Annotated in this window: 13 protein-coding genes; 6 read left to right on the top strand and 7 right to left on the bottom strand. The window is 51.3% G+C overall.

Features of this window, described 5'->3' with window-relative positions; genetic code table 11:
- Positions 1-10 precede the first annotated feature (10 nt).
- Positions 11-1,390, bottom strand: coding sequence for an L-serine ammonia-lyase (locus BMY09_RS01220; protein ID WP_091352853.1), 1,380 nt, complete (start codon positions 1,388-1,390; stop codon positions 11-13).
- A gap of 286 nt (positions 1,391-1,676) precedes the next feature.
- On the opposite strand from BMY09_RS01220, the gene BMY09_RS01215 reads away from it, so the two are divergent.
- The 4 genes from BMY09_RS01215 to BMY09_RS01200 all read left to right on the top strand — a co-directional run bounded on the left by BMY09_RS01215 (position 1,677) and on the right by BMY09_RS01200 (position 5,955).
- On the top strand, positions 1,677-2,312 hold the full coding sequence (locus BMY09_RS01215) for a helix-turn-helix domain-containing protein (RefSeq protein ID WP_091352850.1): 636 nt from the start codon (positions 1,677-1,679) through the stop codon (positions 2,310-2,312).
- A gap of 394 nt (positions 2,313-2,706) precedes the next feature.
- The gene (gene gcvT / locus BMY09_RS01210; RefSeq protein ID WP_091352848.1) at positions 2,707-3,822 is read left to right on the top strand and encodes a glycine cleavage system aminomethyltransferase GcvT; all 1,116 of its coding nucleotides are present in this window, start codon (positions 2,707-2,709) and stop codon (positions 3,820-3,822) included.
- A 163-nt stretch (positions 3,823-3,985) separates the two neighbouring features.
- A complete protein-coding gene (gene lipA, locus BMY09_RS01205) occupies positions 3,986-4,921 on the top strand; it encodes a lipoyl synthase (protein ID WP_091352846.1) in 936 nt (311 codons plus the stop codon).
- Between the two features lie 89 nt (positions 4,922-5,010).
- Positions 5,011-5,955 (top strand): homoserine kinase, encoded by a 945-nt coding sequence (locus tag BMY09_RS01200; protein WP_091352844.1) that lies wholly within the window; start codon positions 5,011-5,013, stop codon positions 5,953-5,955.
- Between the two features lies 1 nt (position 5,956).
- On the opposite strand, the gene BMY09_RS01195 is transcribed toward BMY09_RS01200, so the two are convergent.
- From BMY09_RS01195 to BMY09_RS01175, 5 genes are all read right to left on the bottom strand, one after another.
- Positions 5,957-6,844 (bottom strand): TraB/GumN family protein, encoded by an 888-nt coding sequence (locus BMY09_RS01195; RefSeq protein ID WP_091352841.1) that lies wholly within the window; start codon positions 6,842-6,844, stop codon positions 5,957-5,959.
- A 23-nt stretch (positions 6,845-6,867) separates the two neighbouring features.
- Positions 6,868-7,155: an antibiotic biosynthesis monooxygenase family protein gene (locus BMY09_RS01190; protein ID WP_091352838.1), complete on the bottom strand. Its 288-nt coding sequence runs from the start codon at positions 7,153-7,155 to the stop codon at positions 6,868-6,870.
- A 134-nt stretch (positions 7,156-7,289) separates the two neighbouring features.
- A complete protein-coding gene (alr, locus tag BMY09_RS01185) occupies positions 7,290-8,372 on the bottom strand; it encodes an alanine racemase (protein ID WP_091352836.1) in 1,083 nt (360 codons plus the stop codon).
- Positions 8,373-8,447: 75 nt separating this feature from the next.
- Positions 8,448-8,834: a RidA family protein gene (locus tag BMY09_RS01180; RefSeq protein ID WP_091352833.1), complete on the bottom strand. Its 387-nt coding sequence runs from the start codon at positions 8,832-8,834 to the stop codon at positions 8,448-8,450.
- Positions 8,835-9,037: 203 nt separating this feature from the next.
- Positions 9,038-10,297: a D-amino acid dehydrogenase gene (locus tag BMY09_RS01175; RefSeq protein ID WP_091352830.1), complete on the bottom strand. Its 1,260-nt coding sequence runs from the start codon at positions 10,295-10,297 to the stop codon at positions 9,038-9,040.
- Positions 10,298-10,470: 173 nt separating this feature from the next.
- Between BMY09_RS01175 and BMY09_RS01170 the strand changes: the two genes are divergently transcribed.
- Entirely contained in the window at positions 10,471-10,968 is a 498-nt protein-coding gene (locus BMY09_RS01170; RefSeq protein ID WP_091352828.1) for an Lrp/AsnC ligand binding domain-containing protein, read from the top strand.
- 24 nt (positions 10,969-10,992) lie between these two features.
- Here the strand turns inward: BMY09_RS01170 and BMY09_RS01165 are convergent, their stop codons facing one another.
- Positions 10,993-11,898, bottom strand: a complete 906-nt coding sequence (locus BMY09_RS01165) for a LysR substrate-binding domain-containing protein (RefSeq protein ID WP_091352825.1) — start codon at positions 11,896-11,898, stop codon at positions 10,993-10,995.
- 134 nt (positions 11,899-12,032) lie between these two features.
- Here BMY09_RS01165 and BMY09_RS01160 point away from each other — a divergent pair, with 134 nt between their 5' ends.
- Positions 12,033-13,355 (top strand): D-serine ammonia-lyase, encoded by a 1,323-nt coding sequence (locus tag BMY09_RS01160; protein ID WP_091352822.1) that lies wholly within the window; start codon positions 12,033-12,035, stop codon positions 13,353-13,355.
- The last annotated feature ends 152 nt before the right edge of the window (positions 13,356-13,507 follow it).

The following is a 13,507-nucleotide window of genomic DNA, read 5'->3' as shown; positions in this document are numbered from 1 at the left end:
CAATTCAAAATCAGCAGGCAACGACGTTAACCGCCAGTCCGCCCTGCGAGGTTTCTTTATATTTGTCCTGCATATCAACACCGGTCTGACGCATAGTTTCTATAACAGAATCAAGGGATACGTGGTGTTTGCCATCGCCCCGTATCGCCAGCCGGGCAGCATTGATCGCTTTAACCGCCCCCATGGTATTGCGTTCAATGCAAGGGACCTGCACCAGCCCGCCAACAGGATCACAGGTAAGACCCAGGTTATGCTCCATACCGATCTCGGCCGCATTCTCAACCTGTTCAATAGTGCCACCCATCACTGCACAGAGCGCACCGGCGGCCATCGAACAGGCGACGCCGATCTCACCCTGACAACCAACCTCAGCAGCCGAGATAGAGGCGTTCTTCTTAAACAACATACCGATCGCTGCGGCCGTGGCGATAAAATCAAAGATACCCTGCTCACTGGAACCATGAACAAAGCGGTCGTAGTAAGCCAATACCGCCGGAATGACGCCGGCTGCACCATTAGTCGGTGCAGTCACAACCCGGCCACCGGCAGCATTCTCTTCGTTCACCGCCATAGCATAGAGGTTTACCCAGTCCATTACTGTCAGTTGATCTTTAAACGACGCTTCCGGGTTGTTACGCAACTCTTCACAGAGCTCGTGGGCACGGCGCTTTATCCGCAGACCTCCCGGCAGCTCGCCGGTTTCCGCACAGCCACGTCGAATGCAGCTGTCCATCACCTGCCAGATGTTTCGCAATCCGGCACGAACCTCATCATCACTGCGCCAGACCCGTTCATTCTCCAGCATAATCTGAGCTATGCTCATACCGCTCTGTTTACACAGCGCCAGAAGTTCTGCACCGCTATTGAACTCATAGGGCAGCGTTACACTATCCGCAATGGCGGCCTGTTGATCGACCTCAGCATCACTGAGCACGAAGCCTCCCCCAACGGAGTAATAGACCGCGTCATGCAAGACGAGGCCCGCTGCGTCAAATGCCTGAAAACGCATACCATTCGGATGCTTAGGCAGTGACTCACCAAATTGAAACAGCAGATGTTCATCAACCCGGAACTCAATTAACCGTTGACCAGCCAGATTCAGACGGCCAGTTTGCTGAATCTGGGTAACAAAAACCGGCACCTGATCCGGATCGACCCGATCAGGCATTTCACCCATCAACCCGACCAGCACTGCCACATCCGTTGAGTGCCCTTTTCCGGTCATCGCTAATGAACCATAGAGCCTGACTTTAACCTTACAGACCTGTTCAAACTGCTGGCGATGCTGCAACTCATCCAGAAAACGATTGGCTGCAATCATCGGCCCCACGGTATGGGAACTCGAAGGGCCCACGCCTACTTTAAAGAGATCAAAAATACTCAAAGCCACTGACAGCTACTCCAGCCTGATGCACAACGATTACTCCAATCTGCCATCAAATCTATAAAGCCCGGACAACAGTTCTAAACAGATTGATAGCCAACTGGCGCTCAGACTAGCAGCGCATTTTCCTAAAATCAACAAAAAGTTTCTTTTAGGAAACTTTTCCATATTATGCCATCAAACTAGAAAATATGGCCTTCTTTCAATGCCCAGATCGGTTGTGTACTATTATCGGAAACAGGGAGAACACCCCCTTGCCAAGCAGTATTAACGTATAAAAACGGAGTAACCGATGCCAGATAAGCCATCCTTTCTCAAAGAAGAGCAGCAGTTCTTTTCGGTTACCCGGGATAATGCAGAAGCCAGTGTCGAGCCACTTGAACTTGGCAAGCGAGTACGCGAAATCCGCCTGAGTCAGAACCTGACACTGGAAGAAGCCAGCAAACTGACAGGTCTTGCCCGTTCGACACTCTCAAAGATTGAAAATGAGCAGATATCACCCACCTTTACCGCCGTTAATAAACTGGTTAAGGGGCTGGGCATCGATATCCCACAACTATTCACTCAGCCGAAAAAGAAAAGCCCCGCCAGTGGCGGCCGCCGTGACATCACCCGTCGCGGCGAGGGAAAGCCTCACCCGACACCCACCTATGAACACGAACTGCTGGCAACGCAGCTGTCCAGCAAGAAGATGATCCCCTTTAAAACCACCGTACGCACCCACTCCTGGGATGAATATCAGGACTGGATCCGCCATGACGGCGAAGAGTTTCTCTATGTGCTTAGTGGCAGCATCATGTTCTACACCGAGTTCTATGAACCGATCGAACTGGTCGCCGGAGACAGCGCCTACTACGATTGCGAAATGGGCCATGCGCTGGTATCCACCAGCAAGAAAGACGCCGAGGTGCTCTGGGTTACGGCTTAAAAACAGAACCCAGTTTTCTTTGCTCGTTGCTCGGGATACCCTTTACCAACCAAACTCAACGACTTCCTTACAAAGCGCTCAACCTGATCGCTTAATCATGGAACCATTTAGAAGGCTCTTACGAGCAACGAACAAGTTACGCTCTTTGTGACGTGCGAGCTACGAGCAACAGCTTTTGAAGCTCTTTGTGACGTCAAGCTACTATCAACGGCTTTTAAATATTTCAAAAACGACCCAAACTTTCTCGTCAACGTAACTTTCTGCTTGCAAACTATTCCCTGATCAATTAACTTTGTTTCCTATTGGAAACTTTTCCCTTTTGCCAGAATTTTCTCTGCTAATCTGTTGGCAAAGAACAAAGGCGTTATTTAGAACATCAACAATGGAGACTCCCATGTCAGAACTGAACAAAACACCGCTTTACGATCTGCATATTGAACTGGGAGGCAAGATGGTTCCCTTCGCAGGTTTCGAGATGCCTGTTCAGTATCCGATGGGGGTTAAAAAAGAGCATATCCATACCCGCGAACAGGCGGGTCTGTTTGATGTTTCTCACATGGGTCAGGTAAAACTGACCGGCGCTAACGCCGCTTCTGAACTTGAAAAACTGGTACCGGTGGACATTATCGACCTGCCCGCTGGCAAGCAGCGCTACGCACTGTTCACCAATGCCCATGGAGGCATCATGGATGATCTGATGGTCACCAACTATGGTGATCATCTGTATGTTGTCGTCAACGCAGCCTGCAAAGCTCAGGACATTGCCCATCTGCAGGCGAACCTTGGCGAAGGGGTCGAACTGGAAGTGCTGGATGACCGAGCTCTGGTGGCATTGCAAGGGCCTGAAGCCGCGACAGCACTGTCGCGTATCTGTCCTGAAGTCAACGAACTGGTATTTATGGACTCACGCCATATTGCTATCGATGGGGTTGAGTGTTTTATCAGCCGCTCCGGTTACACTGGCGAAGATGGTTACGAGATCTCCATCCCCGAAGCGGAAGCTGAACGTCTCTGCCGTCTGTTTCTTGCGCAGACTGAAGTTGAGTTCATCGGCCTCGGCGCCCGGGACTCTCTGAGACTGGAATCCGGTCTCTGCCTCTACGGTCACGATCTTGATGAGAACACCACACCTATCGAAGGTAGCCTGATCTGGGCGATCAGCAAATGTCGTCGCGCTGAAGGCGAACGGGCCGGAGGTTTCCCCGGTGCGGAGAAGATCTTTGACCAGATTGCCAACAAGAGCTTCACCCGCAAACGGGTGGGTCTGATCGCCCAGGGCAAAGCCCCTGTCCGCGAAGGTGCTGAACTGGTCAATGCCGAAGGAGTCCGCATTGGTGAAGTGACCAGCGGTAGCTTTGGTCCAACCGTGGGTGTACCAATTGCGATGGGATATGTCGCTTCTGAGTATGCAGCACTGGAAACAGAAATATATGCTCTTGTGCGCGGTAAACTGTTGCCAATGGTGGTATCTAAGACCCCCTTTATCGAACAACGCTATTATCGCGGTTAAAGCAGAACCTGGTAAGACAGACAGATCGACTCAAAAGATCTGCTTAATAAGGTCGACACAGTCAGTCGGGTGACGGAGAACAGGCCCAGCATAACCGCCAGGCGCTTCGTCACCGGCTACACAGCACATGACACAGATTTAGACGCAGCGGAGGCCTCCCCAGATGGCGATGATTCCTTTAAAAGAGCTGAAAGGCGAATCAAAAATGTCCCGTCTGCGGGAAAAACCCGATCCCACCCGGGAGCGACTACGTAAGCCGGATTGGATCCGCATCGATTCGCACTCCAACGCCAATGTTAAAAAAGTTAAGCAGCAGCTTCGCGAACTCAATCTGCATACTGTATGTGAAGAAGCCTCCTGCCCTAATCTGGCTGAGTGCTTCAGCCACAAAACAGCAACCCTGATGATCATGGGTGCTATCTGTACCCGGCGGTGTCCATTCTGCGATGTCGCTCATGGCCGGCCGATGCAACTTGACCCGGATGAGCCCAAGAACGTCGCCCGCAATATCGCTCAACTGGGACTACGCTATGTGGTAATCACCTCAGTAGACCGGGATGACCTGAAAGATGGCGGCGCAGGCCACTTTGCCGAGTGCATTAAAGAAGCAAGAGCCCTGAATAAAGAACTGAAGGTTGAAATACTGGTGCCGGATTTCCGGGGCCGGATGGATATCGCTCTGGAAAAGCTATCGGAGCAACTGCCCGATGTGCTCAACCATAATCTGGAAACAGTGCCCTCCCTTTATAGCAAGGTACGTCCCGGCGCTGATTATTTCTGGTCACTGAATCTGTTGTACCGCTTTAAACAGCTGCATCCACAGGTGGATACCAAATCCGGCATTATGGTCGGGCTGGGTGAAACCCAGGAAGAGGTCGTTAAGGTGATGCAAGATCTGCGGGCTAACAATGTCGATATGATCACGATTGGTCAATACCTGCAACCGAGCAAGCATCATCTGGCCGTGGAACGTTATGTCACGCCTGAAGAGTTTAAGGAGTATGAACAGATTGGTTATCAGCTGGGCTTTAAAAATGTCGCCAGCGGCCCGATGGTGCGCTCTTCGTATCATGCGGACCTTCAGGCCCAGACAGTTTAATTAAACCGTATAAATACTCTGAACACACTACAACTGAACACCGAATAACAGGGTTGTCACCGACGACCGAACGAGTAAAGGAACTGACGATGTCTGTTTACACACCCGTCACCCGGGAGCAACTTGAAAGCTACCTGCAACAGTACAACGTGGGCAAGCTGATCGATTTTCAGGGCATTGAAGCCGGTGTGGAAAACACTAACTATTTTGTCACCACCACAGAGGGGCCGTTTGTCCTCACGCTGGTTGAATCGATCAGCAGCGATCAGCTCCCCTTTATTCTTGATTATATTGAGCACCTGACACAGCATGGCGTGGCCTGCGCTAAGCCGATCCACCTGAATGACCAGCGTCTGTCCGGGCAACTCAATGATCGTCCTGCCGTGCTGATGTCCCGGCTGGCTGGCAGCCCATTACAAACCCCCAACGATCAGCAAGCCAGTGTTATCGGTGTAACACTGGCGCAGATGCATCAGTTGGCAGAGCAACTGGAAAACAAACACACTATCGATATCCACCAATGGTGTTCAGATCTGGGGACAAAACTGATGCCTCATCTGGCAGAAGATGAGCAGCAGAGCCTTCACTATAATCTGATGGATTCCGGACATATCCCCTGGGAAAGCCTGCCAGCCGGCCCTATCCATGCCGACCTGTTCCCCGACAATGCACTGTTTGAGGGCGACAAACTCTGTGGCCTGATCGATTTCTACCACGCCTGTTCAGCCCCCTATCTGTATGACCTCTGTGTCACGCTGAATGCCTGGTGTTATGACGAGCGCACATCCGAATACGATTTCAACAAAGCGTTACTGATGCTCGACAGCTATCAGTCGGTTCGCCCACTGAATAGTGATGAACAGCGCAGTTTCAGCACCATGTTACAGGTTGCGGCAATGCGTTTCTGGCTGTCCCGATTGAGGGATATCCACTTCCGCAAGGAGGGTGAGGTTGTCACCCGTAAAGATCCACAAGGTAAACTGCAACTACTGAAACTCCTGTGCGGGCACCAACAGCTGAAGATGACCGGCTGAATCACTCAGCGACCGGCTCAACCCGATAACCACGCTGCTGCAACTGATTAATAAGCCCCTCTTTACCGGCCAGGTGACCGCTGCCCACCAGCACAAACTCCACCGGCCGGTCACGCAACATAGCATCGATCTGCGGCAGCCATTGCTGATTTCGGTCGACCATCAGGGCACGAAAACTGGCGGGCGATTCGCGACGCATGTCATCAATAACCAGATGTTCAAGATCAGCCAGACGGCCACCCCGCCAGGCAGCCACCATCTCGTTGATGATCCCGCCAGACTGGTCCAGTTCATCCAGAGAGATCCGCATGAATTTTTCTTCATCACCGGCGCCCATACCCGACAACAAGCGGATCTGCTGCTCCACCGATTCCAGCCCAGCGACGGGTTTGCCATCCGCAGTGGCCCGACTGTGATAAAAGTCATCAATACCCTGCGCGTCCACGCCTATCTGTTTCAGGTTAAGCATCGTCAGAGTAATAACGATGCCCGAGGGACGCAACCGATCCAGAGCCTCTGCCGGCAAACCATACTGAGTCCAGACTCTGACGATACGCTGATACAGGGGCGCAGAAACCCGCTTATCCAACCCACTGATCCCCTCAGGGTAACGCACTGCCTGTTGCATTCGCTGCAGCACCTCAGCAGAGTGCAGCTGTTCAAGATCCGTTTCAAAAACCAGCTTATCGGCGTGCTGATAAGCGCGATCAAATTCTGGAGGAAGCGGGTAGTCGCTCTGACGCAGAACATGCAGCGTCCCGCCAACATAGACCACATTATCGCCTGAACTCACCTTCCAGACACTGGTTGCTGCCGTGGCTGTCACTGTAACAACCGATACGACACAAAGCACAACAGCTCTGAACAGCCTCGCTGTAAATCCCACCATAACCCTTTCCTTCCTCTGCAAACTTATGCGCTGTATTCCCGCACCACCTCGACAACCTGAACCCGATATGAGGTATACCACCGGGCTCGCCCCTTTTGCTGAGCTAACCGATGCCCGGCATTCTCTTTCCAGGCACGAATCTGCTCTTTGCTGCGCCAGTATGAGATCGCGATCTCATGATTCCCCTCTGTCACGGCGGTAAACTCCAGGCAACCATACTCCTGCAACGCAAGGTCCCGCATCCGGGCAGCCATCTGGTTGTACTCATCATCTAACTGGGCGATCTCTGCCCGGAAAATCACCGCATACATATCGGTCTCCCTGAATTAACAGTGCTACAGCGCTGTCCCTGTATATCATTTCTTAACGCAGATTACCGCCCGCTGAACAATATAAAACAAAAAACCGGCACGGGGCCGGTTTTAAAACGTCTGATCAACTGCATCTATTCGTTTATGTAACGCTTATGCACCCGACGGGTAATGCCGGTAAACAGCGTATAAGGGATTGTATCGCAGTAGGTTGCAACCTCTGCAGCAGTCACATTTCGTCCCCAGAACTCCACCTCTGTACCGATGCCAGCGTCTGGTATACCGGTCAGATCAACCCCCAGCATATCCATCGACACCCGGCCAATGATCCGCGCGCGCTGACCATTGATCCACACCGGTGTACCGGTGACAGCATGGCGCGGGTAACCATCAGCATACCCAAGGGCAACCGTCCCTACCCGGGTCGGCTTATCGGCAACGAAGTTACCACCGTAGCCGACGCATTCGCCTGGTTGTACATCGCGTATAGCGATGACTTCAGAGGTCAGCGTCATGGCCGGTAGCAGTTTATCAGCCTGCTCCTGCGCTTCCGGGAAAGGTGTCGCACCGTACAGCATCAGTCCGGGACGCATCCAGTCACGACGCGCATCCTGCCAGGCCAACACTGCGGCAGAATTAGCCAGGCAGTGGGGTGCATCCAACCCCTCACTGGCGCGGTTGAACACCGCCAGCTGCTGCTCAGTCGTCGCTTTATCCAGTTCATCAGAACTGGCAAAGTGGGTCATCAAAACGATATCTGATACATTTTCCAGTTGCTGCAAACGCTGAAACGCCGCCTGATAATCATCCGGATGGATACCTAAGCGGTTCATACCGGAATTCATTTTCAGCCAGACCGTAATCGGTTTACTCAGAGAGGCTTGCGCTATCTGCTCTATCTGATACAGGCTGTGCACCGCACACCACATGCCATGTTCACTGATATAGGGCAGCTCACTGACTTCAAAGAAGCCCTCGAGCAGCAAAACAGGTTTTTGTATACCGGCTTCAATCAGCTCGATTCCCTCTTCAATACAGGCAACACCGAATGCATCCGCTTCAGCTTGCAGCGCCCGGGCCACCTTAACGGCGTTATGTCCGTAAGCATCTGCCTTGATAATTGCTGCAGCATTACCCGCTGTATTAAGGGAACGTGCCAGTCGGTAATTCTGTCGGATAGCCTCCAGATCAACCGTAATTTTTGCTGCTCGACTCATGTAACTCTTACCTTAAGCTCTCACTTTTATTCAGATGCCTGCACAACACAGGCATCAAAACCAGAATCCTGCGGCTCAGCCCAGAACCATCACCGCTTCAACTTCGATATCGGCATCTTTTGGTAACGCCTTCACTGCATACGCAGCACGGGCGGGATAAGGCTGATCAAAATAGCGTGCCATCACTTCATTGACCGTGGCAAAATTAGCCAGATCGGTCAGCAGAATGTTCACCTTCACCAGATCATTCATTGAGCCACCCGCTGCTTCAGCCACCGCTTTCAGGTTATCAAACACCTGCACAGCCTGGGCTTCAAAAGACTCAGTAACCATCTCCATGGTTGCCGGTACCAGTGGAATCTGACCCGACATATATACAGTGTTATCGACTTTAACAGCCTGCGAGTATGTGCCGATTGCAGAAGGTGCATTTTCAGTGGCAATAATAGTCTTGGTTGGCATGGTATAAATCCTAAGTAATCGTTCTTAAAATAGTTTGTCAGCACTGGCCCGGAGCATCTCTGCGCTGGCCATTGCTGCTCAGATTGGTTTACTCTCCAGCAACAGAGTGCCGCAGATTATAGCCTGTAATAAAAAGTGAACACAGAGGCAGAAAAGGTGCTTACGAGGTGCGTAAAAGCCCCTGTGTTCAAAACCGTTATTGCTTAATTCTGGCCATAACGGGCGACGGAAAGTCCTTCTGGATCGATATCGGTTTTGTTACCGCTGATGACATCGGCAACAAACTTGCCTGACCCCAGAGACATGGTCCAGCCCAGGGTGCCATGACCGGTGTTCAGATAGAGATTCGGATAGCGTGTCCCGCCAAGAACAGGTGTACCATCCGGGGTCATTGGCCGCAGACCGGTCCAGAACTCAGCATTCTGAATATCCCCCCCGCCGGGAAACAGATCACCCACGGTAAACTCAACATTCTTACGACGCTTCTCCTGCAGCGAGGTGTCATAGGAGGTAATTTCAGCCGTACCACCCACACGAATACGATCATCGAAACGGGTCACTGCAACTTTATAGGTTTCATCCATCACGGTTGAAACCGGCGCTTTGGTTTCATCAACAATCGGCAATGTCAGTGAGTAACCTTTAATCGGATAGACCGGAATCGCAACCCCGACATTAGCCAGTAACAGGGTGCTGTAGCTGCCCAGACACATCAGGTATCGGTCAGCGGTGAATGTGCCCTGACGGGTTTTAACGCCTACAATCTGGTTATCATCGCTGATCAGACCTTCGATCTCAGTATCAAACTTAAATTCGACCCCCAGCTTCTTACACTCTTCAGCCAGCGCGCTGGTGAATTTGAAACAGTCACCGGTCTCATCACCGGGCAGACGCAGGCCACCGACGATTTTCTCTTTAACAAAACCCAGAGCGGGTTCACGGGAAACACAACCGTCACGGTCCAGCAGTTCATAATCGACGCCGCACTCTTCCAGCACAGAGATGTCTTTTGCCGCCGCATCCACCTGTTTCTGGGTGCGGAACAGCTGCAACGTGCCCCCGGTACGGCCTTCATAATCAATTTCGATATCAGTACGCAGATCTTTGAAACAATCGCGGCTATACTCAGCTAAACGCATCATACGGGCTTTGTTGGTGTGATATGAACTCTGAGTGCAATTGGATAGCATCTTGGTCATCCACTTCAAAGTATTGGCATTCACTTTAGGGTTGATCATCAGCGGCGCAAGATCCTGCATCATCCACTTGATCGCCTTTAATGGTACACCCGGTGCGGCCCAGGGAGCGGAATAGCCAGGCGAGATCTGACCGGCATTGGCAAAACTGGTTTCCATCGCCGGTGCGCTCTGGCGATCGATGATAGTAACCTGATGGCCCTGTTTAGCCAGATACCAGGCGCTGGTTACACCGATAACGCCGCTACCCAAAATCAAAATCTTCATTGCAACATACCTATCCGTTTTTATATTTATCACCAACAAATGATTTGACTAGTGTATTGTATCTTTGACAGATTATTTTTTTGTATTTAAACTATTTTCAAAACTATTACCCTGCAAAATAGCGCCTGTTATAAATTTTACCTCCAACCGGAGACTGCGGACGAAGTAACCCTATGAATACAAAACAAAAACGTAAGCTGGATAAGATCGATCTGAATATACTGAGAACCCTGCAGGAAAACGGCCGCATCAGCTATGTCGACCTGGCAGACATTGTTGGTCTCAGTACGACACCCTGCATGGAACGGGTTAAACGGCTGGAAAAGGATGGTTTGATTCAGGGTTATTATGCCCGCATTGATCCTCAGGCAATGGGTTATGGGATGCTGGTTTTTGTTGAGATCTCACTCTCCTACCAGTCACCGGATGCCTTCCTTAAGTTTAATAAAGCGGTAGCGTCCCTGCCCTATGTGCTGGAGTGTCACCTGGTTTCGGGGGATGCTGATTTTCTGATTAAAGCGCGGATTGCCGATATGTCCGAATACCGGGCGTTATTGGGAGAGATGCTGCTGACCCTGCCCGGCGTGAAAAACTCCAAGAGTTATATTGTCATGGAGGAAGTCAAAGAAACTCTCAGCCTGCCAATTAATCCGAGTAGTCCGCGGGGCTAAATAGTAAGTTGACGGCCATTACGCTCAGCCTGGCTGACTGCCAATCTCGATAAGCCAGTCATGCACGGCTTTAATCCTTGGATTATTCAGGGCGCCATGAGCATAAACAATATAATAACGGCAGCGACACTTTTGCTTTGCGTAAGGAGCGAATAAGCGCCCACGAATAATCTCATCCGTCAGTAGCGACTCCCGGGCAATTGCCACGCCCAGCCCTGATTCGGCAGCCTTAATCGCCATATCACCGCGATTGAAGTAGTGCCCCCGGTCAGTTTCAATCGTATTCATGCCACTGGCTCTGAGCCAGTAGCGCCACTCCGAATCGGGTTCGGCATCCGCCCAGGGGGCGGTGTCATGCAACAGTGGTACCCGATTCAGCGCCTCCGGAGTACTCCAGTCAATGTCACTGAAGTACTCAGGACTGACAACCGGAAAAAGATTTTCATTCATCATCAATGAACAACTCAGGCCGGGATAGCTTCCCAGGCCATAATCGATCGCAATATCGAAGTCCCGGTTTTTCAAGTCCAGCAGACTCCCCTCTGCTATCGTCTCGATGCGAATATCAGGATAGCGCTTCTGGAAACCGCCCAGACGCGGAATCAGCCACTTAAATACAAATGAGGGAATCGAACGCAACCTGACACTACCTTTCAGATCGGATCGTTTGATACGACTGAGGCAGTTTTCGATACTCACCAGCGCAGGCCTTACCGTCTCATAAAACTGCAACCCCTCTGCCGTCAGCTCCACCTGTCGAATCTTACGCGTAAAGAGCATAACCCCCACCTGGCTTTCCAGATTTTTGATCTGTTGGCTGACCGCCCCGGGAGTAATCGACAATTCACTGGCCGCCTGACTGAAACTATGTAACCGTGCCGCTGCTTCGAACGTTCTCATGGCCGCGAGAATCTGACTATTAGTATGCATAGGCTCCGTTTTTATTCTTGCTTAGTTTAGTTGAACTTAACCATACAATAGAAATCATCGTTTGTTTAGCCCGACCTAAGATCACAGAATACACCCACTGCACCATACAAACATAACAAACTGCAGAGCGATCTATGGGTAAACTAATTGATACACCACTGGGAAAGGCTCTCAGTACCGGCAAGCCAATACTCTGGCTGAACCCTGAATTACACGCCAAAAAAGCCTGCCACAACACCGAACTCACTCTTTCTGATATCCATCAGGCAGACCAGCGCCTGCGCCGTTGTGCAGCGCTGCTACAACAACTGTTTCCTGAACTCATCAGTAGCAATGGACTGATCGAGTCAGCCCTCCTCTCAGCGACTAACCTACAACAACAGCATTATCCCGAATTGTCAGGCAAACTAATGATAAAAGGTGATCATGCTCTGCCTGTTGCCGGATCGGTCAAAGCCCGGGGCGGCATTCATGAAGTACTCTGTCATGCAGAGCAACTGGCACTGGAACATGGCATCATCAGCGGCTACGACGATAACTACCTTAAATTACTCAGTGCAGATGCTCAGGCACTTTTCAGCCGTCATGAGATAGCGGTCAGCAGCACTGGAAATCTTGGCCTGAGTATCGGCATCATCAGTGCAGCTCTGGGCTTCAGATCGGTAGTACATATGTCGGTTGAAGCGAAGCAGTGGAAAAAACAGCGACTGCGTGACCGCGGCGTTACCGTTATCGAGCACAGCGATGATTACAGCGCTGCCGTGGCTGCGGGCCGGGCCGCCTCCAACGCCGACCCAGACAGCTATTTTGTCGATGATGAAAACTCGCCTCGCCTATTCCTCGGCTACGCCGTTGCCGCCCTGCGCTTGCAACAGCAACTGATTGAACAGCAGATCCCTGTTGATGCAGAACACCCTCTTTTTGTTTATATACCCTGCGGGGTCGGCGGCGCACCTGGCGGTATTAACTTCGGTTTGAAGCAGGTTTTTGGCCCTCATGTGCACTGTTTCTTTGCCGAACCGGTTGAGGCACCCTGCGTACTGATCGGCATGCAGGCTATCGATAAAGAGCACCCGGACTCGGTCTATCAGGTCGGCCTCAGGGTTGACACCGAAGCAGATGGTCTGGCAGTTAGTATGGCGTCCGGTTGGGTCTGTTCTGTTATCGACAATATGCTTAGCGGTATTTTTACCGTCACCGATGATGAACTGTTCAAAAACCTCTTCCGGCTAAGCCAGAGTGAAGGTATTGAGATAGAACCCTCAGCCGCAGCAGGATTTTCAGGGCCTACCTGGCTAACCGGAACAGAACAGGGACAGAACTATCTGCAACAACAACGGCTAAATCACGCAATGCACAACGCCACTCACCTGCTGTGGACCACCGGAGGCCTGTTTGTACCGGCAGAAGAGATGCAGAAATTTCAACAGCGCGGCAATCAACGTCCCACACGGTAAAACCAACCTCTTTTCCCAGCGCTAAGGGGCTGGTTGAAGAGGCCTGAACAACCAGTATTTCAGAATATCCGGGTATAAAAACCAAGGGCGCATCCGCCTGGATTATTTATCCGTTTTTTCAAAAAACGACCATTAAAACGGCAACGTTCCCA

Source organism: Amphritea atlantica, assembly GCF_900111095.1.
Taxonomy (GTDB): Bacteria; Pseudomonadota; Gammaproteobacteria; order Pseudomonadales; family Balneatricaceae; genus Amphritea; species Amphritea atlantica.
This window is presented reverse-complemented; position numbering and strand designations above follow the sequence as displayed.